Source organism: Caballeronia sp. LZ008 (assembly GCF_031451435.1).
Lineage (GTDB): Bacteria > Pseudomonadota > Gammaproteobacteria > Burkholderiales > Burkholderiaceae > Caballeronia > Caballeronia zhejiangensis.
In genome coordinates this window covers 1,081,793-1,108,095 of record NZ_JARUXK010000001.1, presented here as the reverse complement: position 1 = coordinate 1,108,095, position 26,303 = coordinate 1,081,793, and the positions used below count along the sequence as shown (strand labels likewise).

25 protein-coding genes and 2 tRNA genes are annotated in these 26,303 nt (G+C 62.4%); 8 read left to right on the top strand and 19 right to left on the bottom strand.

Translation table 11 applies throughout. The features are described from left to right. The first annotated feature begins 78 nt into the window (after positions 1 to 78). From QCE49_RS05235 to QCE49_RS05220, 4 genes are all read left to right on the top strand, one after another. Entirely contained in the window at positions 79 to 969 is an 891-nt protein-coding gene (locus QCE49_RS05235) for a LysR family transcriptional regulator (protein ID WP_250434526.1), read from the top strand. A gap of 141 nt (positions 970 to 1,110) precedes the next feature. Continuing rightward, complete coding sequence (locus tag QCE49_RS05230; protein WP_250456425.1) at positions 1,111 to 1,521, top strand: hypothetical protein; 411 nt, start codon at positions 1,111 to 1,113, stop codon at positions 1,519 to 1,521. Positions 1,522 to 1,610: 89 nt separating this feature from the next. Continuing rightward, a tRNA-Pro gene (locus QCE49_RS05225) sits at positions 1,611 to 1,687 on the top strand. Between the two features lie 330 nt (positions 1,688 to 2,017). Beyond that, positions 2,018 to 2,365, top strand: coding sequence for a hypothetical protein (locus QCE49_RS05220; protein ID WP_244807941.1), 348 nt, complete (start codon positions 2,018 to 2,020; stop codon positions 2,363 to 2,365). A gap of 166 nt (positions 2,366 to 2,531) precedes the next feature. Here QCE49_RS05220 and QCE49_RS05215 read toward each other — a convergent pair whose 3' ends face one another. From QCE49_RS05215 to QCE49_RS05150, 14 genes are all read right to left on the bottom strand, one after another. Beyond that, positions 2,532 to 2,912, bottom strand: a complete 381-nt coding sequence (locus tag QCE49_RS05215; RefSeq protein ID WP_250434517.1) for a MerR family transcriptional regulator — start codon at positions 2,910 to 2,912, stop codon at positions 2,532 to 2,534. Between the two features lie 89 nt (positions 2,913 to 3,001). Further along, on the bottom strand, positions 3,002 to 3,406 hold the full coding sequence (locus tag QCE49_RS05210; protein WP_008350190.1) for an integration host factor subunit alpha: 405 nt from the start codon (positions 3,404 to 3,406) through the stop codon (positions 3,002 to 3,004). Between the two features lie 65 nt (positions 3,407 to 3,471). Next, a complete protein-coding gene (pheT, locus tag QCE49_RS05205; protein WP_250456426.1) occupies positions 3,472 to 5,904 on the bottom strand; it encodes a phenylalanine--tRNA ligase subunit beta in 2,433 nt (810 codons plus the stop codon). Between the two features lie 77 nt (positions 5,905 to 5,981). Continuing rightward, positions 5,982 to 6,995, bottom strand: coding sequence for a phenylalanine--tRNA ligase subunit alpha (gene pheS / locus QCE49_RS05200; RefSeq protein ID WP_033537244.1), 1,014 nt, complete (start codon positions 6,993 to 6,995; stop codon positions 5,982 to 5,984). A 203-nt stretch (positions 6,996 to 7,198) separates the two neighbouring features. After that, on the bottom strand, positions 7,199 to 7,558 hold the full coding sequence (gene rplT, locus QCE49_RS05195; protein ID WP_008350196.1) for a 50S ribosomal protein L20: 360 nt from the start codon (positions 7,556 to 7,558) through the stop codon (positions 7,199 to 7,201). Between the two features lie 25 nt (positions 7,559 to 7,583). Then, positions 7,584 to 7,781: a 50S ribosomal protein L35 gene (gene rpmI, locus QCE49_RS05190; protein WP_004191477.1), complete on the bottom strand. Its 198-nt coding sequence runs from the start codon at positions 7,779 to 7,781 to the stop codon at positions 7,584 to 7,586. A 234-nt stretch (positions 7,782 to 8,015) separates the two neighbouring features. Continuing rightward, entirely contained in the window at positions 8,016 to 8,543 is a 528-nt protein-coding gene (gene infC / locus QCE49_RS05185) for a translation initiation factor IF-3 (RefSeq protein ID WP_075583511.1), read from the bottom strand. A gap of 47 nt (positions 8,544 to 8,590) precedes the next feature. Continuing rightward, positions 8,591 to 10,498, bottom strand: coding sequence for a threonine--tRNA ligase (gene thrS / locus QCE49_RS05180; protein ID WP_008350308.1), 1,908 nt, complete (start codon positions 10,496 to 10,498; stop codon positions 8,591 to 8,593). A 292-nt stretch (positions 10,499 to 10,790) separates the two neighbouring features. Continuing rightward, positions 10,791 to 10,867 (bottom strand) — tRNA-Val (locus QCE49_RS05175). A gap of 99 nt (positions 10,868 to 10,966) precedes the next feature. After that, positions 10,967 to 13,189 carry a bifunctional (p)ppGpp synthetase/guanosine-3',5'-bis(diphosphate) 3'-pyrophosphohydrolase gene (locus tag QCE49_RS05170; protein WP_034472050.1) on the bottom strand — a complete coding sequence of 741 codons (2,223 nt, stop codon included), beginning with the start codon at positions 13,187 to 13,189 and terminating at the stop codon, positions 10,967 to 10,969. 32 nt (positions 13,190 to 13,221) lie between these two features. Beyond that, on the bottom strand, positions 13,222 to 13,575 hold the full coding sequence (locus tag QCE49_RS05165; RefSeq protein ID WP_008350311.1) for a RidA family protein: 354 nt from the start codon (positions 13,573 to 13,575) through the stop codon (positions 13,222 to 13,224). Between the two features lie 73 nt (positions 13,576 to 13,648). Then, complete coding sequence (locus tag QCE49_RS05160; protein ID WP_250456428.1) at positions 13,649 to 14,569, bottom strand: alpha/beta fold hydrolase; 921 nt, start codon at positions 14,567 to 14,569, stop codon at positions 13,649 to 13,651. 203 nt (positions 14,570 to 14,772) lie between these two features. Continuing rightward, positions 14,773 to 15,414, bottom strand: a complete 642-nt coding sequence (locus QCE49_RS05155) for a CoA transferase subunit B (protein ID WP_008350316.1) — start codon at positions 15,412 to 15,414, stop codon at positions 14,773 to 14,775. 2 nt (positions 15,415 to 15,416) lie between these two features. Continuing rightward, positions 15,417 to 16,121, bottom strand: coding sequence for a CoA transferase subunit A (locus tag QCE49_RS05150; protein ID WP_008350318.1), 705 nt, complete (start codon positions 16,119 to 16,121; stop codon positions 15,417 to 15,419). 217 nt (positions 16,122 to 16,338) lie between these two features. Between QCE49_RS05150 and QCE49_RS05145 the strand changes: the two genes are divergently transcribed. After that, positions 16,339 to 16,884 carry a LuxR C-terminal-related transcriptional regulator gene (locus QCE49_RS05145; protein ID WP_244807937.1) on the top strand — a complete coding sequence of 182 codons (546 nt, stop codon included), beginning with the start codon at positions 16,339 to 16,341 and terminating at the stop codon, positions 16,882 to 16,884. Between the two features lie 10 nt (positions 16,885 to 16,894). Here the strand turns inward: QCE49_RS05145 and QCE49_RS05140 are convergent, their stop codons facing one another. Both QCE49_RS05140 and QCE49_RS05135 read right to left on the bottom strand, forming a co-directional pair. Next, entirely contained in the window at positions 16,895 to 17,332 is a 438-nt protein-coding gene (locus QCE49_RS05140; RefSeq protein WP_008350323.1) for a thioesterase family protein, read from the bottom strand. Positions 17,333 to 17,349: 17 nt separating this feature from the next. Further along, a complete protein-coding gene (locus tag QCE49_RS05135) occupies positions 17,350 to 18,129 on the bottom strand; it encodes an SDR family oxidoreductase (RefSeq protein ID WP_008350325.1) in 780 nt (259 codons plus the stop codon). A 203-nt stretch (positions 18,130 to 18,332) separates the two neighbouring features. On the opposite strand from QCE49_RS05135, the gene QCE49_RS05130 reads away from it, so the two are divergent. Continuing rightward, positions 18,333 to 20,006, top strand: a complete 1,674-nt coding sequence (locus QCE49_RS05130; protein WP_250456430.1) for an electron transfer flavoprotein-ubiquinone oxidoreductase — start codon at positions 18,333 to 18,335, stop codon at positions 20,004 to 20,006. A 42-nt stretch (positions 20,007 to 20,048) separates the two neighbouring features. Here the strand turns inward: QCE49_RS05130 and aroC are convergent, their stop codons facing one another. From aroC to QCE49_RS05115, 3 genes are all read right to left on the bottom strand, one after another. Continuing rightward, the gene (gene aroC / locus QCE49_RS05125; RefSeq protein ID WP_034472056.1) at positions 20,049 to 21,155 is read right to left on the bottom strand and encodes a chorismate synthase; all 1,107 of its coding nucleotides are present in this window, start codon (positions 21,153 to 21,155) and stop codon (positions 20,049 to 20,051) included. 53 nt (positions 21,156 to 21,208) lie between these two features. Beyond that, on the bottom strand, positions 21,209 to 23,149 hold the full coding sequence (locus QCE49_RS05120; RefSeq protein ID WP_008350330.1) for an MFS transporter: 1,941 nt from the start codon (positions 23,147 to 23,149) through the stop codon (positions 21,209 to 21,211). 183 nt (positions 23,150 to 23,332) lie between these two features. Beyond that, positions 23,333 to 23,785, bottom strand: coding sequence for a CBS domain-containing protein (locus QCE49_RS05115; RefSeq protein ID WP_008350333.1), 453 nt, complete (start codon positions 23,783 to 23,785; stop codon positions 23,333 to 23,335). A gap of 249 nt (positions 23,786 to 24,034) precedes the next feature. Here QCE49_RS05115 and QCE49_RS05110 point away from each other — a divergent pair, with 249 nt between their 5' ends. After that, positions 24,035 to 25,372 (top strand): O-acetylhomoserine aminocarboxypropyltransferase, encoded by a 1,338-nt coding sequence (locus QCE49_RS05110; protein ID WP_250456553.1) that lies wholly within the window; start codon positions 24,035 to 24,037, stop codon positions 25,370 to 25,372. Next, complete coding sequence (locus tag QCE49_RS05105) at positions 25,369 to 26,211, top strand: alpha/beta fold hydrolase (protein ID WP_175979952.1); 843 nt, start codon at positions 25,369 to 25,371, stop codon at positions 26,209 to 26,211. The genes QCE49_RS05110 and QCE49_RS05105 overlap by 4 nt, the downstream gene beginning before the upstream one ends. Positions 26,212 to 26,303 lie beyond the last annotated feature (92 nt).

Below are 26,303 nucleotides of genomic sequence, written 5' to 3'. Positions count from 1 at the left end.
GCCTGCAGTTTAGGCAGACATCGTCGGTCGATAAATCCGGCTAACATTAGCGTTTTGTTTCCCGGCAGGAAATGATCGATGGATGCTCTCACCAGCTTGCGCGTGTTCCGCGAAGTCGTCGAGGCCGGCAGCTTCGTGAAGGCTGCAGAACGGCTCGACATTTCGACCGCGATGACGAGCAAGCACGTCGCCAATCTGGAGCGCCAGCTCGGCGTGCGTCTCCTGAACCGCACGACGCGTCACCTGAGTCTCACGGAAGCCGGCAACGTCTACTACGAGCAATGCAGCGAGGCGCTCGACATCCTGCAGGCCGCGCAAGCCGCCGTCGGCGTGCAGACGGCGGAGCCGCAAGGCGTGCTCAAGGTCACCGCGCCAGGCTGGTTCGCCAATCGCACCTTCGCGGATCTGCTTGTCGCGTATCAGGCGCGCTATCCGGGCGTGCTCGTCGATCTGCGGCTGGAGAATCGCTTCGTCGATCTCGTCGAGGAAGGCTACGACATGGCGATTCGCGCCACGTCGGAGCCTTCGCCCTCGCTGATCGTCAGGCCGCTGTGCAAGATGCCGTTCGTGCTCGCGGGTTCGCGCGCGTATCTCGAACAGCACGGCAAGCTGCGTCATCCGGATGATGTCGCGCGTCATCGCTTCGTGTTGCCGACCTACACGAATATCGATTCCGTCACGTTGACGGGCCCGGACGGCGCGTTTACCGTGAAGAACCAGGCGGTGCTCAAGACCAACGATACGTCGATGGCGCTACAGCTCGTGCGCGCCGGACTCGGGCTCGCATACTTTCCGGCGTGGATCGTCGAGCCGGAATTGGCGTCGGGCTCGCTCGTGCGCGTGCTGCCGAGCTATTCGGCGTTCGCGCCGTCCGTGTATGCGGTGTACACGAGCCGCAAATACATGACGACGAAGGTGCGGACGTTCATCGATTTCCTGTCGGAGTCGCTGGCCGATCGGCCAATCTGATTAGGATTACTCTTATTTTTGCGTCGAGACTTGCGTGTAATCATCGCGCTCGCTTCCGGAAGCGGGCGCTCCAGACGCAACATAAATCCATCTTGCGCGCCGCCGGGATCGTCCCTTCTACCCATACGCGAGGCGCGCGACATGCATTTTCCGTGGCTTCCCTTGATTTTTATCCTGAGTTTGCTGGGCGTGACGCTCTTCGTCTGCCGCACGTTGAATGCGAGCGAACGCGCTCTGAAGTGGAACGGCGCCTTGATCTTTCTGTGTCTGTGCGGCGCGGCCATGGTGCTGGACTTCACGTTGACGATGATCTTTGCGTCCGCCGGCTTCGATGAGCGCACGCCGTACGACACTTTCGGATCGCGCATCGCGTGGACGGAGCGCATCGCCACCTATCTGATTCCATGCGCGATTTCGTTGCTTCTGGCTTTGAGGTTCCGCAGGCGTCAGCGCTTCGCGCTGGAAGTCTCGCCTGAGCGGGCGTCGGCCGAGCGCGAGGATTCGGTGAAGATCCAGACGTCGCCGTACACGCAGTCGGAACTGACGCTCTGACGCATTGCGAGTGAATTTTGTGAGTGCAACAGCGAAATTGTTGGAAGCAGTTCTACTATTCGTTTCTCTCTGATATACTTTCGCTCTTTCGGGGCGTAGCGCAGCCTGGTAGCGTACCTGCATGGGGTGCAGGTGGTCGGAGGTTCAAATCCTCTCGCCCCGACCAGAAATTGAAGGCTCTCCGGCTTCTGCCGGAGAGCCTTTTTTCTTGGCCCCTCGCGGGTCATCAATGACGCATCGCCCGCGTTTCTCCACGGGCGTGCGCAGCTCGACTACCACCTCGCCGATGCAATGCTTAAAGTCGGCGCCGATGAAGAAGCGCTGACCAGAACGACCGCGACGATGGGCATGACCGTCCGAAGCCGTTCGTCATGGACGACACGCGCGCAAAAACGCGGCGCCGCCCGCCAATATTCAGACGTAAAAGCCTAAAAAACACTTGTGTGTCAGTAATTTAAGCCCTAATCTTAAGGTGACACATAAGGAACGGCGCCCCATGCCTTTGTCTGTCCCAGCGTCCGCCAGAGCGCGGCGCAGCCGATGCGGCCAAACCTGCTCCGCCCTGCGCGCGGAAGTCGCGAGATGGTTCGGTCCGGGAAGCGGCGCGCGCGTCACGCGCTTCGGGCGCATCTATCCCGGCGGCAGCCGCTATGTCTCCGTTCGCGCGTCGAGACCAGGCCGATGCTTCGCGCTTTACTTCTTCCACCATGGCGTCGATGACTGGCGCATCTATCCGCCATGGGGCGTCGGACCGAGCATCGTCTATTGGTCGGTCAAGACCAAGTTGCCGGCCACGCAAGCAGCCGGTCCGAAAAAACGCTTCCGCGTAGGCGTCAAGCCTTAACCGCGGGCAGGGCCTGTCCGGTCATCGACTCCTCGACGGCGGCTGGTACACCTTCGCTACATCGGCGGCCACGATGCCTTGCGACGCATCCGGTAATTACAGCGTGGGACGGACAAAAAAAATGCCGCGAGAACTCGCGGCATCGGGACTTTGAATCGGACGGCGTTCATCCTCCGAGAAGATCGATCACCTGAAGAATATCCTTGCGCAACTGCTCGACATCGACGCCCGGTTGAGCCTGCGTCGATACTTGCGTCTCGGCCATGTCCGCATCGTCGTCGATTGCACGTCCCTGCGAATCGAGCCGGTTACGCGCACCGTTGATCGTGAAGCCCTGCTCGTACAGCAACTCGCGGATGCGCCGGATCAACAAGACTTCGTGATGCTGATAGTAGCGGCGATTGCCACGCCGCTTGACCGGCCTCAACTGCGTGAACTCCTGCTCCCAATAGCGCAGCACGTGAGGCTTGACGCCGCACAACTCGCTGACTTCGCCAATCGTGAAGTATCGCTTGGCGGGGATCGGAGGCAAGACGACTTTTTCCATCGTCGATCAACCATCGTTATAAGTGATGTCGATTGAAGCGCGGTGGCCAAGCAACGCGACGCGCGAGTCATTCGCGCGCCACCGGGAAATCAGCGAGTGAGATCGGTCTCCGCTCCCGTTTCGACCAGCGCCTTCAGCTTCTGACTTGCATGAAACGTGACGACCCGCCGCGCGGCGATAGGAATGGCCTCGCCCGTCTTCGGATTGCGGCCGGGACGCTGAGGCTTGTCGCGCAACTGGAAATTGCCGAAGCCGGAAAGCTTGACGCTCTCGCCGCTCTCCAGCGCATCGCGGATGACCTCGAAGAAGGCTTCGACCATGTCCTTGGCTTCGCGCTTGTTCAGACCGACATGGTCGAACAGCATCTCCGCCAACTCGGCTTTGGTGAGCGTCGGCGTATCGCCGGGCGCGCTCGAGGTCGGAATATCTCGGGTCATGGCGCTACGCTGCGCCGAAAGAAGGGCTTCGAAATCACTCGAGTTCATTTGGTTCATATCGGTAAAACGGCGCTTGCCATATTTAAGACTTGGCGATTAAGACGGAAAGGGCCAACTGAAGGCTATCCGCGCAACCGCGCGCCGTGTACTCGAGCCAGGCGATCCACCAGCGTTTTGATAGCCGTATCGACCGTTTCGTCCTGAAGCGTGCCGCCAGTATCTTGCAACGTTACACGGAAGGCAAGACTTTTCTCATGCGCTCCCAAGCCACCGGAAGTATTTGATTTTGGACGAAATTCATCGAAAAGGGCAACCTTCGTGACGTACCTGCACGCCGCTTCCGCGCGCGCGCTTTCGAGCTCGTCGAGCAGCGCCTGAACCGCCACGTTTTGATCCACGACAATCGCGATATCGCGACGCACCGGCGGAAATTTCGACACTTCGGACGGCGCCGGCAATGCGCGATCCATCAACGCGTCGGCGTCGATTTCGAAGAGGATCGGCGCGTTCGGCAAGTCGTACTTTTGCAGCCAGCGCGGATGCAGTTCGCCGATCCAGCCGACCGCGCGCCCCGCCACCTCGATGCGCGCGCTGCGTCCCGGATGCAACGCCGGATGCTCCGACTTAACGAAGCGCGGCACGACGGGCGCGAAGAGCGCTTCGACATCGCCCTTCACGTCGAAGAAGTCGACGTTGCGCGTGGCCACGCCCCACTGTTCCTCGACCACCGGACCATACGCGAGCCCGCCGATCATCTTCGGTTGCGCGAAGCCTTCGACCGTCAGTTCGCCCGCTTTAACCGTTGCGTCGCGATGGAACACGCGCCCCGCTTCGAACACGCGCACGCGGTCTGCGCGGCGATTCAGGTTATGACGCAGCACTTCGATCAGGCTGCCGAACATGGTCGAACGCATGACCGAGAGCTGGCTCGCGATCGGGTTCAGCAGCTTGATCGGATTATCGTTGCCGGCGAAGTCCTTCTCCCACTCGGCGTCGACGAAGCTGAAGTTCACCGTCTCCGAGTAGTCGCGCGCGGCGACTTCGTGGCGCAGCGTATGGATCGAGCGCTTCGTTTCGTTCGTGATGCGCATCTCGCTGCGCGCGACCGGCGGGCGCGCCGGAATCTTCTCGAAACCGTAGATGCGCGCGACTTCCTCGATCAGGTCTTCCTCGATCTCGATATCGAAGCGATACGGCGGCGGCGTGACCTTGAAGGTGTCGCCGTCGCGCTCGAACGCGAGGTTCAGACGCGTGAAGATCTGCGCGATCTCTTCCGCGCCGATCTCTACGCCGATGATCCGATGCGCGCGCGACACGCGCATCGACACCGGATTGCGATCCGGCACGTTGACGATCTGATCGTCGACCGGACCGGCTTCGCCGCCGCAGATGTCGAGGATCAGGCGCGAGATGCGTTCGATATGCTCGACGGTCGTCGAATAATCGACGCCGCGCTCGAAGCGATGCGCCGCATCGGTCGAGAAGTTGTACTTGCGCGCGCGGCCGCGGATCGCGTCCGGCCACCAGAACGCGGCTTCGAGATAGATGTTGGTGGTGTCGAGCGAGACGGCCGTGCTGTCGCCGCCCATGATGCCCGCGAGACTTTCGACGTGGCGATCGTCGGCGATCACGCCGACGGTTTCATCGAGCTCGACGGTGTTGCCGTTCAGGAGCTTCAGCGACTCGCCCTTCTTGCCCCAGCGCACTTCGATCGCGCCGTGAATCTTATCGAGATCGAACACGTGCGTCGGACGGCCGAGTTCGAGCATCACGTAATTGGAGATGTCGACGAGCGCGGAGATGCTGCGCTGGCCCGCACGTTCCAGACGCTCGACCATCCATTGCGGCGTCTTCGCGCGGGCGTTCACGCCGCGAATCACGCGGCCCGAGAAGCGCCCGCACAGATCGGGCGCGAGCACCTTGACCGGCAGCTTTTCGTCGAGCTTCGTTTCGACGGCCGGCATGTCCGGTTGCTTGAGCGGCGCGCCGGTGATCGCTGCCGTCTCGCGCGCAACGCCGAACACCGACAGGCAGTCTGCCTTGTTCGGCGTGAGCTTGATTTCGAAGACGGTGTCGTCGAGATTGAGCGCCTCGCGGATGTCCTGGCCGACCTTCGCATCGGTCGGCAGGATCAAGAGACCGCTGTGATCTTCCGACAGCTTGAGCTCACGTGCGGAGCACAGCATGCCTTGACTGTCGACGCCGCGCAGCTTCGTCGGCTTGATCGCGAAAGGCTCGCCGCCCGCTTCGGCCGGCGGCAGCACGGCGCCGATCAGCGCGACCGGCACCTTGATGCCCGGCGACACGTTCGGCGCGCCGCACACGATATTGAGCGTCTCGCCCGTGCCCGCATCGACCTGACAGACGTTGAGCTTGTCGGCGTTCGGATGCTTGGCGACTTCGAGCACTTGGCCCACGACGATCTTCGTGGTCGGCGGCGCGACCGGGCGCAGGTCTTCGACTTCGAGGCCGGCCATCGTCAGCGCGTGCGCGAGTTCGTCGGTGGAGAGCTTGGGATCGACGAAACTGCGGAGCCAGGATTCTGGGAATTGCATGTGTGTCTACGTTCGAAATGTTTGGAGTCTCACGATCGCCGCTTATCGGGAAGCGATCGCCGCGGGCGCTAAGTGCTTTACGCGAACTGACGCAGGAAACGCAGATCGTTCTCGAAGAACAGACGCAGATCCTGCACGCCGTAGCGCAGCATCGTCAGGCGCTCGAGGCCGCTGCCGAACGCGAAGCCGATATAGCGCTCCGGATCGAGGCCCATGTTGCGGATGACGGTCGGATGCACCTGCCCCGAGCCTGAGATTTCCAGCCATTTGCCCGCGTTCTTGCCGTGTTCGAACATCATGTCGATCTCGGCGGACGGCTCCGTGAACGGAAAATACGACGGACGGAAGCGCACGAGAATGTCGTCGCGCTCGAAGAACTTCTTCAGAAAATCGGTGTAGACGCCCTTCAGATCCGCAAAGCTGATGTTCTCTTCGATCCACAGGCCTTCGACCTGGTTGAACATCGGCGAATGAGTGGCGTCGCTGTCCACGCGATACGTGCGGCCCGGCACGATCACCTTGATCGGCGGCTTGTTCATGCGCGCGTAGCGCACCTGCATCGGGCTCGTATGCGTGCGAAGCAAAAGCGGACGGCCATCCGCGTCCTTGCCGTCGACGTAGAACGTGTCCTGCATCGAGCGCGCCGGATGGTTCTCCGGGCTGTTCAGCGCCGTGAAGTTGTACCAGTCGGTCTCGATTTCCGGACCGTCGGCGACATCGAAACCGATCGTGCGGAAGATTTGTTCGACGCGCTCCCACGTACGCATCACCGGATGCAGCGTGCCCGCACCCGCGCCGCGTCCCGGTAGCGTGACGTCGATGGCTTCCGACGCGAGACGCTGATTCAGCAGCGCGTCGGCCAGCGCCTGACGGCGCGCGTTCAGCGCGGCTTCAACCTGCTGCTTTGCCTGATTGATGCGCGCGCCTTCTGTCTTCTTCGCTTCCGGATCGAGCTTGCCCAATCCCTTCAGCAATTCGGTCAGCGCGCCGGACTTGCCGAGGAACCGTGCCTTCTCGTTTTCGAGCGTGGTGGTATCGGCGGCGTGTTCAAAGGCGCTTTTCGCGTCGGCGACAATCTGGTCCAGATCCATTGATCCCATCTTTTAGCGTCGAAATTCAATCTGAGGTTCGGTTTTGCTCATCCACGCTCCACGATGGGCATGAGATGCGCAAAACCGTCCGACCAACAAAAACGGGGCTCGGTGAGAGCCCCGTTTTCTGCCTTCGCGCCGCCGTCAACGTATTTCTACGATGCGGCGACGAGGAGGCGAACCACGCAGTACTAATTTCGCAATTAGGCTGCAACGGCGGCTTTCACCTGCTTCACGATCGCAGCAAAAGCAGCCTTGTCGAACACAGCCATGTCAGCCAGAACCTTGCGGTCGAGTTCGATCGAAGCCTTCTTCAGGCCGTTGATGAACACGCTGTAGGTCATGTCGTGCTGACGCACCGCCGCGTTGATACGCGTGATCCACAGTGCGCGGAACACACGCTTCTTGTTGCGGCGATCGCGGTAGGCGTACTGGCCTGCGCGCATGACCGCCTGCTTGGCGATGCGATAGACGTTATTGCGACGGCCGCGGTAACCCTTGGCCAGACGGATGATCTTCTTGTGACGGGCCCGTGCGGTAACCCCACGTTTTACTCGAGGCATGTTGCTCTCCTTAAGTTAGATGAGGTTAGGCGAACGGCAGCATTGCGCGGACGGAGTTCAGATCGGAATCATGAACGGCCGTGGCGCCACGCAGATGGCGTTTGTTCTTGGTGGTTTTCTTGGTAAGAATGTGGCGCTTGAAGGCCTGACCGCGCTTGACGGTACCGCCCGGACGCACCACGAAGCGCTTTGCAGCACTCTTCTTGGTCTTCATCTTCGGCATGAAACAACTCCAGTTTATTAGATGGTCATGGGTGTGCGGATGATCCGCCGATACTGCCCGCGAACCCCTTCCCGCCCTTCGAAACCCACGCTCCACTTGTGTGCGAACGGTTCGGTGAAGAACCGCCGCTTTTCATGACCGGCGTCACCGAAATGACGCCGGCCTGAAACCGCCGGCAATGCCGCGCCGACCGCCTTTCGACGGCGCGCGATCCATCGCCCTACTGCTGTTCGGTTACTTGCCCTTCTTCTTCGGGGCAAGCACCATGATCATCTGACGCCCTTCCATCTTCGGCATCTGCTCGACCTGGCCATATTCGTCCAGATCGGACTTCAGGCGCTCGAGCATACGCATGCCGATTTCCTGGTGCGCCATTTCGCGACCGCGGAAACGCAACGTGATTTTCGTCTTGTCGCCGTCTTCGAGGAAGCGCGTGAGGTTGCGCAGCTTGACGTTGTAGTCACCGTCATCCGTGCCGGGGCGGAATTTGACTTCCTTCACCTGCACGATCTTCTGCTTCAACTTCGCTTCGTGCTGCTTCTTCGCTTCCGAATACTTGAACTTGCCGTAATCCATCAAACGGCAGACAGGCGGCGAAGCCTGCGGCGCGATTTCGACGAGATCCACGTCGAGTTGCTCCGATTGACGGAACGCCTCGGCCAGTTTCACGATTCCGAGCGGCTCGTTGTCCACTCCGACCAAACGCACTTCCGGCGCGGTAATCTCACCGTTGATGCGATGTGACGACTTATCAGTAGCGATGTTACGTTTCCTCTAAAAATGAAAAAACAAGCCGCGCTGCGAGTGACTTACTTGAACGCCCGCACTTCCTGCTGCAGACGTTCGAGGAATGCGTCGACCGGCATCACGCCCAGATCGACACCGCCACGAGCACGCACGGCTACGGTTTGTGCATCACGCTCCTTGTCGCCGACGACCAGCAAATACGGCACCTTTTGCAGCGTGTGCTCGCGTATTTTATAGCTAATCTTCTCATTGCGCAAATCGGACTCTACTCTAAGCCCTTGTTTTTGCAACGATTGAGCCAGATTTCCGGCATATTCGGCCTGACTTTCAGCAATATTCAACACAACGGCCTGGATCGGCGCGAGCCACGGCGGCATTGCGCCGGCATGATGCTCGATCAGAATGCCGAGGAAACGCTCCATTGATCCGACGATTGCGCGATGAAGCATCACCGGACGGCGGCGGCTGTTGTCTTCCGCCACGTACTCCGCGCCGAGACGCTCCGGCAGCACCATGTCGAGCTGCAGCGTGCCGCATTGCCACGAGCGGCCGAGCGCATCCTTGATGTGATACTCGATCTTCGGACCGTAAAACGCGCCCTCGCCCGCGAGCTCTTCCCACTGCAGGCCGCACGCGGTCAGCGCTTCGCGCAGGCCCTGCTCCGCGCGATCCCAGGTTTCATCGGTGCCGGCGCGCTGTTCCGGACGCAGCGACAGCTTGATGTCGATGTGATCGAAGCCGAAATCCTTATACACGCTCATCGCGAGCGTGTTGAACGCGATCGATTCCGCGATGAACTGATCTTCGGTACAGAAGATATGTGCATCGTCCTGAACGAAGCCCCGCACGCGCATCAGACCGTGCAGCGCGCCCGACGGCTCGTTGCGATGGCACGAACCGAACTCCGCGTAACGCAGCGGCAAGTCGCGGTACGAGCGCAAGCCGTGATTGAACACCTGGACGTGGCCCGGGCAGTTCATCGGCTTGATCGCGTAGTCGCGCTTTTCCGACTCGGTCGTGAACATGTTTTCACGATAGTTCTGCCAGTGCCCCGATGCTTCCCACAGCGAACGGTCCATAACCATGGGAGTCTTGATTTCGAGATAGCCGGCTTCGTTCACGCGGCGACGCATGTACTGCTCGACCTGCTGCCATAGCGACCAGCCCTTCGGATGCCAGAACACCATGCCCGGCGCTTCGTCCTGCAGATGGAACAGGTCGAGCTGCTTGCCGAGCTTTCGGTGATCGCGCTTCTCGGCTTCTTCCAGCATGTGGAGGTACTGCTCCTGGTCTTCCTTCTTGGTCCACGCGGTGCCGTAGATGCGCTGCAGTTGCTCGTTCTTCGAATCGCCGCGCCAGTACGCGCCCGCGACTTTCATCAGCTTGAAAACCTTGAGCTTGCCGGTGGACGGCACGTGCGGGCCTCGGCACAGGTCGATGAAATTGCCGTGCGCGTAAAGCCGGATCTCGTCGCTTTCCGGAATCGATTCGATGATCTCGGCCTTGTACGCCTCGCCGATGCTCTTGAAGTACTCGACGGCCTCGTTGCGCGAGACGACGCGGCGCGACACCGGCTCGTCCTTCTTCGCGAGCTCCTGCATGCGCTTCTCGATCTTTTCGAGATCTTCGGGCGTGAACGGACGGCTGTACGAGAAATCGTAGTAGAAGCCGTTGTCGATGACCGGCCCGATGGTTACTTGCGCCTCGGGGAACAGATCCTTCACGGCATAGGCCAGCAAGTGCGCGGTCGAGTGACGCACGACATCGACGCCTTCCGGGTCTTTGTCGGTGACGATCGCGAGCGACGAATCCTTGTCGATCAGAAACGAGGTGTCGACGAGTTCGCCGTTGAGCTTGCCGGCGAGCGCCGCCTTGGCGAGGCCCGCGCCGATCGATGCCGCAACTTCCGCGACGGTCACCGGGTGGTCGTATTGTCGGACCGACCCATCAGGCAAACGTACCGAAACCATATCGTTCTCCAAGACGCCGGCACATGCCGGGCGATTCGATTAAGCATTGCCACGCGATTTCGTTTGAAAATCGCAAGACAAAAAAAATGCGGCCCCGCTATCGAGGGGCCGCATTCACTTTTCACACATACCGCGAAACAATTTGGCAGAAGGCGAATATGGTCCTCGACTAGCGTCGCTCCGAAGTTGTTTCGGTCAACGTTCGACGTGCCATGTTTTTTCGCCTTTTGCGCTGCGCGCTTCTTGCGGTTTGAAACCCCGCGAACCGAAGTCCGCTGAATTTCGTTTTCGTTGGTAGGCTCGATTGGACTCGAACCAACGACCCCCACCATGTCAAGGTGGTGCTCTAACCAGCTGAGCTACGAGCCTGAAAGAAGTGAGATTATATGGAGTGTTTCAGATGTTGGCAAGTGCTTATCTTCAGAAAAATCGAAAATATTCGCCAATCCGTTCAATCCCTTCTAGATGCTACGCGCGACGCGAAGCGCGAATCACGCCCTGCACTTCGCCGAGCAGCGTGCATGCGCGTTGAATCTGCGCTGCACTCGACACTTCCACGGTGAACTGCATATACGCGACATTCCTGCGGCTCTGGCTCTTCACGCCGATCACGTTGATCTTCTCGCGCGCGAACACTTCGGAGATGTCGCGCAGCAAGCCCTGGCGATCCGCCGATTCAACCGAAAGGTCCACCGGATAAACGGACGAGCCACGCCCGTTCATCACCTCGGCGGACCAAGTCGTGTGCAGCACGCGTTCGGGCGAGCGCTCGGCCATGCGCTTGAACGTTTCGCAATCGGTCCGGTGCACCGACATGCCTTTGCCGCGCGTGACGAATCCCGCGATCGGATCGGGTGGCGCCGGGCGGCAGCAACGCGCGAGTTGCGTGAGCAGCGCATCGACACCGACGACGAGCACGCCCGTCGACGCTCCGTGCGCCACGCTTTGCCCGCTGCTGCGCTTCTCGAACTGCTCGGGCGCTTCGGGTTCGGGCTCGGGCGGCGGCGCATCGGAGAGCGCCTGCTCGATGTTGCGCAGACTGAACTCGTCCTTCGCGACGAGTGCGTAAAGCTCCTCGGGCGCCTTGAAGCCGAGTTTGGCCGCGAGTTGTTCGAGACTGACCGACGTCTTTCCCTCGCGCTGCAAGGTCTTCTCGACGATGCTCCGTCCGGCCGCGATGTTCTCCGCCGCATCCGCCGCGAGGAACCACGAGCGCACTTTCTGCCGCGCGCGGGCGCTATGCAGATAGCCGAGCTGCGGATTGAGCCAGTCGCGCGACGGACCGCCCTCCTTCACCGCGACGATCTCGACCGTCTGTCCGTTTTGCAGCGGCGTGTTGAGCGGCACCATCGCGCCATCGACGCGAGCGCCCCGACAACGATGTCCGAGCTCGCTGTGCAGGTGATATGCGAAATCGACGGCTGTCGCGCCTTGCGGCAACGCGATCACGCGCGCCTGCGGCGTCAGCACGTAGATATGGTCGTCGTCGAGTGTCGCGTCGCGCAGATGCTGCCAGCCGGGATGCTCGCCTTCGACGTCGTCCTTCCACGCGAGAAGCTGACGCAACCATGCGATCTTCTCGTCGTATTTCTCGCTCGCGGTCACCTGCCCCGCATAGCCACGCGCGCCCGCTTCCTTGTACCGCCAGTGCGCGGCCACGCCGTACTCGGCGAACTGATGCATCTCGTACGTGCGAATCTGGACTTCGAATGCGCGCCCGTCGTCGCCGATCACGACCGTATGCAGCGACTTGTAGCCGTTGGGCTTGGGACGCGAGATGTAATCGTCGAACTCACGCGGCACCGGCTGCCACAGGTTGTGCACGATGCCGAGCACGGTGTAGCAATCCTTGATGTCGCCGACGATCACGCGAAATGCGCGCACGTCGTTCAGTTCGGCGAAATCCAGCTGCTTGCCGCGCATCTTCTTCCAAATGCTGTAGATGTGCTTCGGCCGTCCGCTGACGTCCGCCTTGATGTGCGCGGTTTCCAGTTCCTTCTGCAGACGAGCGATGGCCTCGGTCACATAGGTCTCGCGCTCGACGCGCTTCTCGTCGAGCAGCTTCGCGATGCGTTTGTACGTGACCGGATCTTCGAAGCGAAACGACAGGTCTTCGAGTTCCCACTTCAGTTGCCAGATGCCGAGCCGGTTGGCGAGCGGCGCGTAAATCTCCAGCGTCTCGCGCGGCACGTCGGGCGACGGTTCGATCTTGTGCGCGGCGTAGTAGCGCAGCGTCTGCACGCGCGAGGCGAGCCGGATCAGCACCACGCGAATGTCCTGCGCGAACGCAAGCAACATCTTGCGCAACGCTTCGACCTGCGCACGGCGCGCGGCCTGCGCGTCGCGCGTGTTTTCAGGCAGTTCCGCGAGCGTCGCGCGCGAGCTGACCGAACCAAGCCGCAACAGCTTGCGCACATCGCCGACGAGCCGCTGCACTTCCGGGCCGAAGCGCTCCGCGATCACCTTCTCCGGATCGTCGAGATGCGGCGCCAGCACGAAGAGCGCCGCGGCGGCGACCGCGTGCGAATCGACGTTGAGCGTCTGCATGATGCGCGCGGTGCCGGCAGCGTGGTCCGCGAGCAGTTCGCCCGTCGAGACGCGCGCGTCCTTCGCGTGCTCGCGCACGAACGCGAGCGCGTCGTCGATGGACGGCTCGGGCAACGTTTCGGTGGGGACGGCGGTCTCGGTCATTCGGGCGATGCCAATACTTCAGACGACTCGATTCAGTTGCGCTGTGCGGCGATCACGACGATTTCCACGAGGCACGCCGGATTGGCGAGCTTCGCCTCGACGGTGGCGCGGGGCGGCGTGTTGCCTTCCGCGACCCACGAGTCCCACACGGCGTTCATGCCGGGGAAATGGATCATGTCCGAGATATAGATCTGCACCGACAGCAAGTGCGACTTGTCGCTGTTCGCCTCTTCGAGCAGGCGGTCGATGTGACCGAGCACTTCGCGCGTCTGACCGGTGATGTCCTGGTCCGTGTCCTCGGCGATCTGGCCGGCGAGATACACCGTGCCGTTGTGGATCGCGGTTTCGGAAAGGCGCGGCCCGACGTGATGACGAATGACTGCCATTGTTTGTTCCTGATCGGTGATGGTGAGAAAAGAAGCGCAAGCGGCGCGCAAGCACCTTATGTTCAGCCCAATATTATGCCCCGCTCGCGTCATCGCCGAGAAAGAACCCCCTGGCGATGGCGATTTGATCTTCGACAAGAAACGCCGGCGCGTGACCCGCGCCCGGGATCTCGGCGCTCGTCACGGCCTGACCTTTCTCGACCATTTGCGCGACCGTCTCGCGCGACAGCAAATCCGAGCTCTCGCCGCGCACGACGAGCACCGGCGTCCTGATCGACGCGAGCGAGCGCCAAAGAAACGCCTCGCCGGCCGCATTCTGCTCATCGGTGGCCGACGTGAACGGCGTCGCGATGCCCGGGTCGTAGCGAAAGCCCCACGCACCGTCGCGCTCGTGCAGGAGCGGCGTGTTGATGCTCGCCCACTCCTCGTCGGTCAGCGGCCCGAACGACGACGCGAGCGCCGCCGCGTGCCGCACGCCTTCGTCGAGCGATGCGAAACGCGCCGGCTTGCCGAGATACTCGCCGATACGCTGCAGCGCGACCGGTTCGATATGCGGCCCGACATCGTTGAGCAGCATCTTTCGGATCGGCGTGTTCGGCAAGCCGCCGAGCGCCATGCCGATGAGACCGCCCATCGACGTGCCGAACCAGTCCACCGTCTCGACGTTCAACCGCGCGATCAGCGTGACCACGTCCGCGACATACTGCGGCACGCCGTAGTAACGCGGATCCGCGAGCCAGTCGGACAGTCCTCGCCCGACCACGTCCGGACACACCACGCGATAGTCCCGCGCGAACGCTTGCGCGAGCTTGTCGAAGTCGCGTCCCGAGCGCGTCAGGCCGTGCACGCACAGCAGCACGCGCGGATTGGCCGGATCGCCCCACTCCGTATAGGCGACGCGATGCAGACCCGCCGGGCTCGCGCATTGCACGAAGCGCTGGCGCGGCTCGCTCAGATCGGAATGCACGGCTTCGGCGACGATGGATGCGGTCATGGAGAGGTCCTCGTGGAAGTGTCGAAACGATTGTAAAGCGCATCTCACCGGATCGAGCGGGCCTATGCCGAACGGACGACCCCTTCCCGCGTGCACAGATGCGGGCGAAAACCCGCAAAAGCAAAGCGGGCGAAGCTCCGAAAGCTTCGCCCGCCCGTGTTCGCGCTCACGCCGAGAGAACCGGCGTTCCTGTCACGCCGCTATCACTTCACGCTCGTGACATCGAGCGGCGCGCCCGTCTTCTTCTGAATTTCCTCGACCGTCACGCCGTCGGCCAGCTCGACGAGCTTGAGGCCATTGTCGGTGACGTCGATCACGCCGAGATCGGTGATGATGCGATCCACGACGCCCACGCCCGTCAGCGGCAGCGAGCACTCTTCGAGGATCTTGTGCTGGTCGCCCTTCGCGACGTGTTCCATCAGCACGACGACTTTCTTCACGCCGGCGACGAGGTCCATCGCGCCGCCCATGCCCTTGATCATCTTGCCGGGGATCATCCAGTTGGCCAGATCGCCCTTCTTGCTGATCTGCATTGCGCCGAGGATCGCCAGGTTGATGTGGCCGCCGCGGATCATCGCGAACGAATCCGCCGACGAAAAGATCGACGAGCCCGGCAGCGTCGTCACGGTCTGCTTGCCGGCGTTGATGAGATCGGCGTCGACTTCGTCTTCATACGGCGACGGCCCGATGCCGAGCAGACCGTTTTCCGACTGCAGCCACACTTCCATGCCGTCCGGAACGTGATTGGCGACGAGCGTCGGCAAGCCGATGCCAAGGTTCACGTAGAAGCCGTCCTGCAGTTCCTGCGCCGCGCGCGCGGCCATCTGGTCACGAGTCCAAGCCATGATTACTCTCCTTTCGCGCGGACGATGCGTTGTTCGATGCGCTTCTCCGGCTGCGCATTCAGCACGAGGCGCTGCACGTAGATGCCGGGCAGATGGATCGCGTCCGGATCGAGTTCGCCCGTCTCGACGATTTCTTCCACTTCGGCCACGGTGATCTTGCCGGCCATTGCGCACATCGGGTTGAAGTTGCGCGCGGTGCGCCGGAAGATCAAGTTGCCGGATTTATCGGCCTTCCATGCCTTGACGAGACCGACGTCTGCCGTGAGCGAATGCTCGAGCACGTAATGGTTCTCGCCGAACTGGCGCGTTTCCTTGCCTTCCGCGATCACCGTGCCGAAACCGGTGTTCGTGAAGAACGCCGGAATGCCCGCGCCGCCCGCGCGCAGCTTCTCGGCGAGCGTGCCCTGCGGCGTGAATTCGAGCTCGAGTTCGCCGGCGAGGTATTGGCGCTCGAACTCCTTGTTTTCGCCGACGTACGACGAAATCATCTTCTTGATCTGGCGCGTCTCGAGCAAGAGACCGAGGCCAAAGCCGTCGACGCCCGCGTTATTGCTGATGCAGGTGATGCCCTTGACGCCCGTATCGCGCAGCGCGGCGATGAGCGCTTCGGGAATGCCGCACAGCCCGAAACCGCCGACGGCGAACGTCTGCCCGTCCTTGACGATGTCCTCGAGCGCGGCTTTCGCGCTGGGATAGACCTTGTTCATCTGTGTGTCCCTTCCATGTTGAAACCAACTGAAAATCGGTTTTTTGATGCCGCCGATGCACTGTTCGAGCGCATCGCGCGGCCTTTTGACGTAGCACAAGCGTACTTTGTGCCGATGATCCGGCACAATACGCAAAAATACATAAGTCTTTGCCCGCGCGCGTTGGTTCCCGGCGCTTTTCGCCGCGATACGCAAGGCGCCGCGCGCCCGATCTCACATGCGTGCACTGGATTATCAAACCGCGTTTCAACTTGCGCCCGTCGGGCTCGTGCTTTCGCGCGAGCGCACGATCGAAGACTGCAACGAGCAGCTTTGCGCGATCTTCGGTTCCATGCGCGAGGCGCTCATCGGCAAGTCGTTCGAGGTGCTGTATCCCTCGCCGGACGAGTTCGCGCGCATCGGCGAGCGCATCGCCGCGCATATCAGCAAGGAAGGCACGTACAGCGACGACCGCATCATGAAGCGCAAGAACGGCGAACTGTTCTGGTGTCACGTCACCGGCCGCGCGCTCGACCGGACCGCGCCTCACGCGGCGGGCGTCTGGACATTCGAGGACTTGAGCGCGACGCGGCGGGTCGCGATCGAATTGACGCCGCGCGAGCGCGAGATCGCCGCGCAGCTCGTGACGGGCAAGACGAGCAAGCAGATCGGCCGCGTGCTCGATATCAGCCCTCGGACGGTTGATATCTACCGCGCGCGGCTCATGAGAAAGTACGACACGGGCAATGCGACCGAACTGCTGCAACGGCTGCTCGGCACCTGACCTGCGCGCTTTACGGCGCGACGGGCGCGGCGGTCTCGATGATCTGCCGCAACATGTCCGGCAGCGGCACGGACTTGCCCGCCGCGTAGTCGATCCAGACGATTTTCGCTGCGCCGCGCGCATACAGTGCGGCGGGTTCATCGGCGCGATACAGCTCGAAGCGCGTATCGAGACTGCTGCGCCCCGGCTTGCCGACGGACATGCGCCCGATCACGTCGCCGGGATACTGAAGCTGCTTCAGAAACTCCATCGACGCGTTTACGATCACCGGCCCTTGCCCGTCGCCATTGCCGCCGACGAGACCGATCTCTTCGAACCACGAGATACGCACCTGCTCCATGTAGCGGAAATAGACGGTGTTATTGACATGCCCGAAGGCGTCCATGTCGCCCCAGCGGATCGGCATGGAAAGTTCGAAGACGGTGTGGAAATCGTTATGCGTGGTCATTGCGTGCGCTAAAAAGTTCAAAGCGAAAAACCGTCGTCCGCCGAGATGACCGAGCCGTTCATGAACTGCGATTCGTCGGCGGCGAGCAGCAGCAAAAGACCGTCGAGATCGTTTGGCGAGCCCACGCGGCGGCGCGGCAGCAACGAAATGAGCTTTTGCCCCTGCTCGGTCTTCCAGTGGTGGTGGTTGATCTCGGTATCGATATAACCCGGGCAGATCGCGTTGACGTTGATGCCGTGTCGGCCCCATTCGAGCGCCATCGCCTTTGTCATCTGCACGACGGCGGCCTTGCTCATCGAGTAGAGGCCGATCTGCGGAAACACCCGCAAGCCTGCCACCGACGCCACGTTGATGATGCGATACGCCGGCTTGGCCGCGCTGTTGCTATTGCCGCGCATGATCATGCGCTTGGCGACCTCTTGCGCGACGAAAAACGCGCCGCGCACGTTCGTGCCGAACACGAATTCGTAGTCCGCGGGCGTGACCTCCGTCAGCTTTTGCGTGGTCGACACGCCCGAGTTATTCACGAGGATGTCGATGGTACCCGCTTCGGTCTCCGCATGCGCGATCGCCGCTTTGATGCTCTGGTAATCGGTGACGTCGAGCGAAACGACGTGCGCGGCGCCGCCCGACGCCTCGATTTCGGCGCGCAGCTCCTTCAGGCGCTCCGTGCGCCGGCTGGCGAGCACCACTTTGGCGCCCGCCTGCGACAGCACTTGCGCGAAACGCTTGCCCAAACCGCTGGACGCGCCGGTAATCAGCGCGACCTTGCCTTCCAGGTTGATCGAACGGCCCATTGTGCTTCCCTTTTTATGGTTGGCTCAGCCCGGGCAGGCACGCGGCGCGCCGATGCGGGCAATAAGCGTCAACACCGATAGCGCGGGTGTCGTGAATAATAGTACGATCGTGCTAAATTAGCGAGCTTTGGTTGCGGCCCGCTTCACCTTCCCTGAAAATACGCGATCCCGAAAGGGCATTCTAACGGCACATAGGAGCATTGATGACCCCGGCGAGCCTCATCGAGCAATACGGTCCCCGCGAATCGATGGAATACGACGTCGTGATCGTCGGCGGCGGACCAGCCGGTTTGTCGGCGGCCATCCGGTTGAAGCAACTGGCGGAAGAAAAAGGCGTCGAGATCGGCGTGTGCGTCCTGGAGAAAGGCTCCGAGATCGGCGCGCACATCCTGTCCGGCGCGGTCATGGATCCGCGCGGCCTGTCCGAGCTCATTCCCGACTGGAAGGAAAAAGGCGCGCCGCTCGACGTCGAAGTGACCGAAGACCGGTTCCTGTTCCTGTCGCAAAACGACGCGAAGCAGGTGCCGAACTGGCTTCTCCCCGACAATTTCAAGAATCACGGCAATTACGTCATATCGCTCGCCAACGTCACGCGCTGGCTCGGCCAGCAGGCCGAGGCCGTGGGCGTCGAGATCTTCCCGGGCTTTCCGGCCGCCGAAGTCTTGTATGCGGACGACGGCTCGGTGCGCGGCGTCGTCACCGGCAACATGGGTGTCGGCAAGGACGGCGAGCCGACGGAGAATTTTCAGCTCGGCATGGAACTGCACGCGAAATACACGCTTTTCTGCGAAGGCGCGCGCGGGCATCTGGGCCGTCAGCTCATCGAGAAATTCAAGCTCAACAAGAATGCCGATCCGCAGGTGTACGGCATCGGCATCAAGGAATTGTGGGAAATCGACCCGGTCAAGCACAAGCCCGGTCTCGTGATCCACACGGCCGGCTGGCCGCTGGAACCCGACACCTACGGCGGTTCGTTCCTCTACCACATGGACAACAATCAGGTGGTGGTCGGCTTCGTCGTCGGGCTCGGGTATTCGAATCCGTATCTGTCGCCATTCGAGGAATTCCAGCGCTACAAGACGCATCCGTCGATCCGCGCGTTCCTCGAAGGCGGCAAGCGCATTTCCTACGGCGCGCGCGCGATCACCGCCGGCGGCCTGATGTCGCTGCCGAAGCTCGCGTTCCCGGGCGGCGCGCTTGCCGGCGACGACGCGGGTTTCCTCAACGTATCGCGCATCAAGGGCAGCCACGCGGCGATCAAGTCCGGCAAGATGGCCGCCGAAGCCGCGTTCGAAGCCGTTCAGGCGGGCCGCCAGAACGACGAACTCACGGCCTATCCCGAAGCGTTCGACAGTTCGTGGCTCAAGACCGAACTCTACCGCGCGCGCAACTTCAAGCAGTGGATGAGCAAGGGTCTGTACCTCGGCACGTTCATGGTCGGTCTGGAGCAAAAGGTGATGGGCGGCAACGTGCCGTGGACGCTGCATCATCAGCACTGGGATCACGAGATGCTGAAGCCGGCGTCGCAATGCAAGCCGATCGTCTATCCGAAGCCGGACGGCAAGCTCACGTTCGACCGTCTCTCGTCGGTGTTCATCTCGAACACGAACCACGAAGAGAATCAGCCCCCGCATCTGACGCTCAAGGATCCGAGCGTGCCGGTCAACGTGAACCTGCGCACGTATGCCGGTCCTGAAAGCCGCTACTGCCCCGCCGCCGTGTACGAGTTCGTCAAGTCGGACGACGGCAACGAGCGCCTGCAGATCAACGCGCAGAACTGCGTGCATTGCAAGACCTGCGACATCAAGGATCCGACGCAGAACATCGTCTGGGTTACGCCGGAAGGCGGCGGCGGGCCGAACTATCCGAACATGTGAGGTCTGAAACGACAAAGGGCGCCAAATCGGCGCCCTTTTCTTTTATTTCGACGGCGCTTGAGCCGCGATCTTCGGCGTTCCGACGACCACATCGCCGCATTGCGCACGATGCCGCAGCGCGTGATCCATCAGCACCAGCGCGAGCAGCGCTTCGGCGATCGGCGTCGCGCGGATGCCGACGCACGGATCGTGACGGCCGAAGGTCTCGACCGTCGCACTGGCGCCGTCCTTGTCGATCGACTGACGCGGCGTGCGGATGCTCGACGTCGGCTTGATGGCGATCGACACCGTGATGTCCTGCCCGCTCGAAATGCCGCCGAGGATGCCGCCCGCATTGTTCGTCGCGAAGCCTTCGGGCGTCATTTCGTCGCCGTGCTGCGAGCCGCGTTGCGCGACGCTCGCGAAGCCCGCGCCGATCTCGACGGCCTTCACGGCGTTCAGGCCCATCATCGCGTGGGCGATATCGGCGTCCAGGCGATCGTAAAGCGGCTCGCCGAGACCGACCGGCACGCCCGTCGCGACGACTTCGATGCGCGCACCGACCGAATCGCCGTCGCGACGCAGGTTGTCCATGTATTCCTCGAGCTGCGGCACGATTGCTTCGTTCGCCGAGAAAAACGGATTCTCGGGCACGTGGCGCCAGTCGACGAACGGAATGTCGATTTCCCCGAGCGCGCTCATGCGGCCGTGCGTTTCGAGACCGAACTTCTCACGCAACCACTTCTTCGCAACCGCGCCGGCGGCGACGGTCGGCGCGGTCAGACGCGCCGATGACCGGCCACCGCCGCGATAGTCGCGCACGCCGTACTTCTGCCAATAGGTGTAGTCCGCGTGACCGGGACGGAAGGTCTGCGCGATGTTGCCGTAGTCCTTGCTGCGCTGATCGGTATTGCGGATCAGGAGCGCGATCGGCGTGCCGGTCGTCACGCCCTCGAACACGCCGGAAAGAATCTCGACCTGATCCGCTTCCTGCCGCTGCGTGACGTGACGTGACGTGCCGGGGCGGCGCCGGTCGAGTTCGATCTGAATATCGGCTTCGCTGAGCGCCATGCCCGGCGGGCAACCATCGATCACGCAGCCGATCGCCGGACCGTGCGACTCGCCGAAATTCGTGACGGTGAAGAGCGTGCCAAGGGTATTGCCGGACATGAGCGTCGACCTGAAAAAAAGTGTCGGGGAAACCGCTATTATGCCAGCGCCGTCTACCGCCGCGCGCCGCGCAAGACCGACACGGCTTCCTGCAGATGCGCGGGCGTCGCGTCCTCTGGCGCGATCGGTTCGCCGACCGCGAGCGTCAGCCGCGTCATCGCCCCACGCTGGATCGGACGCGGCCATTGCGCATCTTCGTGGCGCGAGAACACGCTGCCCCACAGACCGCGCAGCGCCATCGGCACGACGGGCGCCGGATGGCGCCGCAGAATCTCCGAGATGCCGTGCCGGAAGGGATTGATATCCCCCGTGCGCGTCAGCTTGCCTTCGGGAAAGATGCAGACGAGATCGCCGTCATCCAAAGCCCGCGTGCAGGCGGCGTACGCGCGTTCGAGCATGTCGGCGTCTTCGTGTGCGGGCGCGATCGGAATCGCCTTCACATGCCGGAACATCCAGCCGACGAACGGCGTGCGAAAGATGCGGTGATCCATCACGAAGCGAATCGGCCGCGGACTTTCGGCCATGATGACGACCGCATCGACGAAGCTCACGTGATTGCACACGAGCACGGCCGCGCCATGCGCCGGGATGCGCTCGGCGTCGACGAGACGGATCCGATAGAACGTGTGCACCAGAATCCACGCGATGAAGCGCAGCAAGAACTCCGGCACCAGCGAATAGATATAGACCGCGACGACGACATTGAGCAGCGCGGTCGTCAGAAAGAGTCCCGGAATGCCGACGCCCAACGACGTAAGCGCGAGCGCCATCAGCGCCGACACGATCATGAAAAACGAATTGAGGATGTTGTTCGCCGCGATGATGCGCGCGCGATGAGTCGGCTGACTGCGCGCCTGGATCAGCGCGTAGAGCGGCACGCTGTAGAAGCCGCCGAACATGGCGAGCAGAAAGAGGTCCGCGAGAATGCGCCAGTGCGGCAGCGTCATCAGGAATTCGCCGACGTTGAGCAGATGCCCGGCCGGCGCGATGCGATGGCTCGCGAAGAACAAATCGATCGCGAACACGCTGATGCCGATCGAGCCGAGCGGCACGAGCCCGATCTCGACGCGCCGCTTCGAAAGCCGCTCGCACAGTAGCGATCCCGTGCCGATGCCGATGGAAAACGTCGCGAGAAGGATGGTCACGACGTCGGGATCGGCGGAAAGCACGTCCTTCGCGAAATTGAAGAACGATGTGAGAAAGGTTGCGCCGACGAACCACAGCCACGAAATGCCGAGCAGGCTCAGAAACACCGTGCGGTCCTGCTTCGCGAGCTTCAGATTGCGCCATGTCTCCGAGACCGGATTCCAGTTGATGCGCAAGTCCGGCTGCGATGCGTCCGACTTCGGCACGAACGCCGAAGCTACGCGCCCGATGACAGCGAACGCGATGCACGCGATCGCGAGGAGCATCGCGCCGTGTTCCGACGCGCCCGCCGCCGCCCCGCCGATGATCGTGCCGATCAGGATCGCGACGAAGGTGCCCATCTCGACGAGTCCGTTGCCGCCGACGAGTTCATGCGAATCGAGATGCTGCGGCAGATACGCGTATTTGACGGGGCCGAAGACGGTCGAATGCACGCCCATCAAAAACGTGCACGCGTAAAGCAGCGGCGCGCTGTGCAGCAGAAAACCCGCGCCGCCGATCAGCATCACGACGATCTCGAAGCTCTTCACGAGCCGCGCGAGCACGGCCTTGTCGTACTTGTCGGCGATCTGGCCGGACGTCGCGGAGAACAGCAAGAACGGCACGATGAAAATCGCGGAAATGAGAAACGCGGCGGTCTTCGGATCGACTCCGGAGAAGCGCGCGGCCTGAAACGTCACGAGCGACGTGAAGCCGACCTTGAAGACGTTGTCGTTCATTGCGCCGAGGAACTGCGTCCAGAAGAACGGCGCGAAACGGCGCTCGCGCAACAGGCGAAACTGGCCGTCGCCTTCGGCTTGGGAACGTCGGGAAGCGCGCGGCGAGGCGCGCAGCGGTTTGTCACTCATGTCTTGCGCAATAGTTGAGTTCGGCGTTGATCGCGCAATGTCCGCGGTCGAATCCGAATGGAAGGGAAACCGGGCGAAATGCTAACCCTCCCACTTGGGCCAGACGTAAAAAAGCGCGCCATGAGGGCGCGCTTCGGTGGGTCCGATGCACGCGAAGCGCGACGCCTCGCGACATCGACATGCTCAGCGTGCTTCTTCCTGCTGCTCCGGCCAGTCGCGGATATACGCCTTCAGCATGCGATTTTCGAAGCCCTGCTCTTCGACGACCGCCTTGGCGACGTCATAAAACGAGATGACGCCCATCAACTGACGCTTTTCCATGACCGGCAGATAGCGCACGTGATGTTCGAGCATCATGCGGCGCACTTCGTTTACGTCCGTTTCGGGCGTGCAGGTGAGCGGATGGTCGTCCATGACCTTGCGGATGGTCGTCGCGCCGACCGAGCCGCCATTGTTGTGCAACGTCAGGATGATTTCGCGGAAAGTCAGCATGCCGACCAGATCGCCGTACTCCATGACGACGAGCGAGCCGATATCGTGCGCGGCCATCGTGTCGATTGCGTCGGAGAGCGGCGTGTCCGGTGTCACGGTGAACAGCGTGTTGCCCTTAACTTTCAGAATGTCGCTGACTCGCATGACTGTCTCCTAGCGAAATGCCTGTTCGATTGGCCGAACGATGATGAAACCATAGGCCGATGCTATCGGAAAGGCCCGCAAAAGGAAAGCGAACGGGACGACGGTTCGCCCGCATTGGCCGAACGGACAAGGCTTTGCGCGATCGAAGGCCGCGCGTTCGCCCTAGGTTTGGGCGCGCGCATCCGATGTTAGGATGATTGACCCTCATTTTCGCCGCACGCCGGCCGTCTCGCGCGCCGGCCGCCTATGATGCCAGCCAACCGTTTCGACACGCTCGCGCTGCACGCGGGCGCCGCGCCCGATCCCGTCACCGGCGCGCGCGCGACGCCGATTTATCAGACGACGTCGTTCACCTTTCGCGACAGCGATCACGCCGCCGCGCTCTTCAACATGGAGCGCTCGGGGCACGTGTACTCGCGCATCTCGAATCCGACCGTCGCGGTGTTCGAGGAGCGCGTCGCGGCGCTCGAAGGCGGCGTCGGCGCCATCGGCACGGCGAGCGGCCAGGCCGCGCTGCATCTCGCGATCGCGACGCTGATGGGCGCGGGCTCGCACATCGTCGCGTCCAGCGCGCTCTACGGCGGCTCGCACAATCTGCTGCATTACACGCTGCGGCGCTTCGGCATCGAGACGACATTCGTGAAGCCGCACGATCTCGATGCATGGCGCGCGGCGGCACGGCCGAACACGCGGCTTTTCTTCGGCGAAACGCTCGGCAATCCGGGGCTCGACGTGCTCGACATTGCGGGCGTCGCGGAAATCGCGCACGAGCACGCCGTGCCGCTGCTCGTCGATTCCACGTTCACGACGCCGTATCTGCTGCGTCCGTTCGAGCACGGCGCGGATCTCGTCTATCACTCCGCGACCAAGTTTCTCGGCGGACATGGGACGACGATCGGCGGCGTGCTCGTCGACGGCGGCACGTTCGATTTCACCGCGAGCGGACGCTTCCCCGAGTTCACCGAGCCTTACGACGGCTTTCACGGCATGGTGTTCGCCGAAGAGAGCACCGTCGCGCCGTTCCTGTTGCGCGCGCGGCGCGAAGGCTTGCGCGATTTCGGCGCGTGTCTGCATCCGCAGGCGGCGTGGCAACTGCTGCAAGGCATCGAAACCTTGCCGCTACGCATGGATCGGCATGTCGCGAATACGCGCAAGGTGATCGAGTTCCTGCTGAGTTCGCCGGCAGTGGAAGGCGTGGCCTATCCCGAACTGCCGACGCATCGCGATCACGCGCTCGCCGGACGTCTCTTGCCGCGCGGCGCCGGCGCGGTCTTCAGCTTCGATCTGAAGGGCGGCGTGCCGGCGGCGCGCAAGTTCATCGAAACGCTCACGCTGTTTTCACATCTCGCGAACGTCGGCGATGCGCGCTCGCTCGTGATTCATCCAGCATCGACGACGCACTTCCGCATGGATGCCGCCGCGCTCGAAGCTGCGGGCATCGGGCCGGGGCGCATCCGTCTGTCGATCGGACTGGAAGATCCCGACGATCTCATCGACGATCTCAAGCGCGCGCTGAAAGCCGCGCAGAAAGCGGCAGAAAGCGCTCCGGACGCGAGCGCCGCCGCGCTGCTCGGGAGCCGCGCATGATCCTCGACGTCCACGGCCGCGCGGCCTATGCCTACACCGGCGGCAAGCCTTTCGACGCGACGCGCCCCGCCGTCGTGTTCATTCACGGCGCGGAACACGATCACAGCGTCTGGGCCTTGCAGACGCGCTATTTCGCGCATCACGGTTTCGGCGTGCTCGCGCTCGATCTGCCGAGTCACGGAAGAAGCGCCGGTCCCGCGCTTTCGACCATCGGCGAGTTCGCCGACTGGGTCATCGCCGTGCTCGACGCGGCCGGCGTGCAGCAAGCGCTCTTCGTCGGCCACAGCATGGGCTCGCTGATCGCACTCGATGCCGCTGGCCGCTATCCCGACCGCGCGGCGGGTCTCGCCCTGCTCGCGACGGCCGCGCCGATGGCCGTCTCCGATACGCTGCTCGACGCCGCACGCGAGCACGAGCCCGAAGCCATCGCGATGGTCAACCAATGGTCGCATTCGACGATCGCCGCGAAGCCGTCGAGTCCCGCGCCGGGCTTCTGGCTGCAAGGCGTGAATCAGCGGCTCATGGAACGCGTGAGCCTGCGCGGCGAAGCGCTGCTTTTTCATACCGATTTCAGCGCCTGCAACACCTACGCCGACGCGCTCGAACGCGCGGCCGCCGTGCGTTGCCCGGTGTGCATCGTGAGCGGCAAGCGCGACCTGATGACGCCGCCGCGCGCTGCCCGTCCGCTCGTCGATGCCTTCAGGAAAGCCGGCGCGTCCTTGAAGACCGTGGAACTCGATGCGGGCCACGCGATCATGACCGAGCAGCCCGACGCGACGCTCGATGCGCTGTTCGCTTTCGCGCTCGCGTGCGCCAGCGCGAAAGCGCCGTCGGCCTGAAAACGCGCGTGCGGCGCGCCGCGCAAGCCCGCCGTGGCTGCTTGCATGGCGCGACTGGCAGTCGCAGAATGATTCTTGCTGGCTAATCTTCA

What these genes read in the sequence shown, in the direction of transcription:
- QCE49_RS05215 (WP_250434517.1), bottom strand. Translation starts at nt 2,912, where the DNA reads ATGGAAAAAGTCGTCTTGCCTCCGATCCCCGCCAAGCGATACTTCACG.
- rplT (WP_008350196.1), bottom strand. Translation starts at nt 7,558, where the DNA reads ATGCCTCGAGTAAAACGTGGGGTTACCGCACGGGCCCGTCACAAGAAG.
- QCE49_RS05115 (WP_008350333.1), bottom strand. Translation starts at nt 23,785, where the DNA reads ATGCGAGTCAGCGACATTCTGAAAGTTAAGGGCAACACGCTGTTCACC.
- rpmI (WP_004191477.1), bottom strand. Translation starts at nt 7,781, where the DNA reads ATGCCGAAGATGAAGACCAAGAAGAGTGCTGCAAAGCGCTTCGTGGTG.
- QCE49_RS05130 (WP_250456430.1), top strand. Translation starts at nt 18,333, where the DNA reads ATGACCCCGGCGAGCCTCATCGAGCAATACGGTCCCCGCGAATCGATG.
- QCE49_RS05155 (WP_008350316.1), bottom strand. Translation starts at nt 15,414, where the DNA reads ATGGCTTGGACTCGTGACCAGATGGCCGCGCGCGCGGCGCAGGAACTG.
- QCE49_RS05235 (WP_250434526.1), top strand. Translation starts at nt 79, where the DNA reads ATGGATGCTCTCACCAGCTTGCGCGTGTTCCGCGAAGTCGTCGAGGCC.
- QCE49_RS05110 (WP_250456553.1), top strand. Translation starts at nt 24,035, where the DNA reads ATGCCAGCCAACCGTTTCGACACGCTCGCGCTGCACGCGGGCGCCGCG.
- QCE49_RS05160 (WP_250456428.1), bottom strand. Translation starts at nt 14,569, where the DNA reads ATGACCGCATCCATCGTCGCCGAAGCCGTGCATTCCGATCTGAGCGAG.
- QCE49_RS05140 (WP_008350323.1), bottom strand. Translation starts at nt 17,332, where the DNA reads ATGACCACGCATAACGATTTCCACACCGTCTTCGAACTTTCCATGCCG.
- pheT (WP_250456426.1), bottom strand. Translation starts at nt 5,904, where the DNA reads ATGCAATTCCCAGAATCCTGGCTCCGCAGTTTCGTCGATCCCAAGCTC.
- pheS (WP_033537244.1), bottom strand. Translation starts at nt 6,995, where the DNA reads ATGGATCTGGACCAGATTGTCGCCGACGCGAAAAGCGCCTTTGAACAC.
- QCE49_RS05220 (WP_244807941.1), top strand. Translation starts at nt 2,018, where the DNA reads ATGCCTTTGTCTGTCCCAGCGTCCGCCAGAGCGCGGCGCAGCCGATGC.
- QCE49_RS05145 (WP_244807937.1), top strand. Translation starts at nt 16,339, where the DNA reads ATGCGTGCACTGGATTATCAAACCGCGTTTCAACTTGCGCCCGTCGGG.
- aroC (WP_034472056.1), bottom strand. Translation starts at nt 21,155, where the DNA reads ATGTCCGGCAATACCCTTGGCACGCTCTTCACCGTCACGAATTTCGGC.
- QCE49_RS05230 (WP_250456425.1), top strand. Translation starts at nt 1,111, where the DNA reads ATGCATTTTCCGTGGCTTCCCTTGATTTTTATCCTGAGTTTGCTGGGC.
- QCE49_RS05165 (WP_008350311.1), bottom strand. Translation starts at nt 13,575, where the DNA reads ATGGCAGTCATTCGTCATCACGTCGGGCCGCGCCTTTCCGAAACCGCG.
- QCE49_RS05210 (WP_008350190.1), bottom strand. Translation starts at nt 3,406, where the DNA reads ATGAACCAAATGAACTCGAGTGATTTCGAAGCCCTTCTTTCGGCGCAG.
- QCE49_RS05120 (WP_008350330.1), bottom strand. Translation starts at nt 23,149, where the DNA reads ATGAGTGACAAACCGCTGCGCGCCTCGCCGCGCGCTTCCCGACGTTCC.
- QCE49_RS05150 (WP_008350318.1), bottom strand. Translation starts at nt 16,121, where the DNA reads ATGAACAAGGTCTATCCCAGCGCGAAAGCCGCGCTCGAGGACATCGTC.
- QCE49_RS05135 (WP_008350325.1), bottom strand. Translation starts at nt 18,129, where the DNA reads ATGGGCCGTTCGATCAACCTGGAAGGCAAGGTCGCGCTGATTACCGGC.
- QCE49_RS05170 (WP_034472050.1), bottom strand. Translation starts at nt 13,189, where the DNA reads ATGACCGAGACCGCCGTCCCCACCGAAACGTTGCCCGAGCCGTCCATC.
- QCE49_RS05105 (WP_175979952.1), top strand. Translation starts at nt 25,369, where the DNA reads ATGATCCTCGACGTCCACGGCCGCGCGGCCTATGCCTACACCGGCGGC.
- thrS (WP_008350308.1), bottom strand. Translation starts at nt 10,498, where the DNA reads ATGGTTTCGGTACGTTTGCCTGATGGGTCGGTCCGACAATACGACCAC.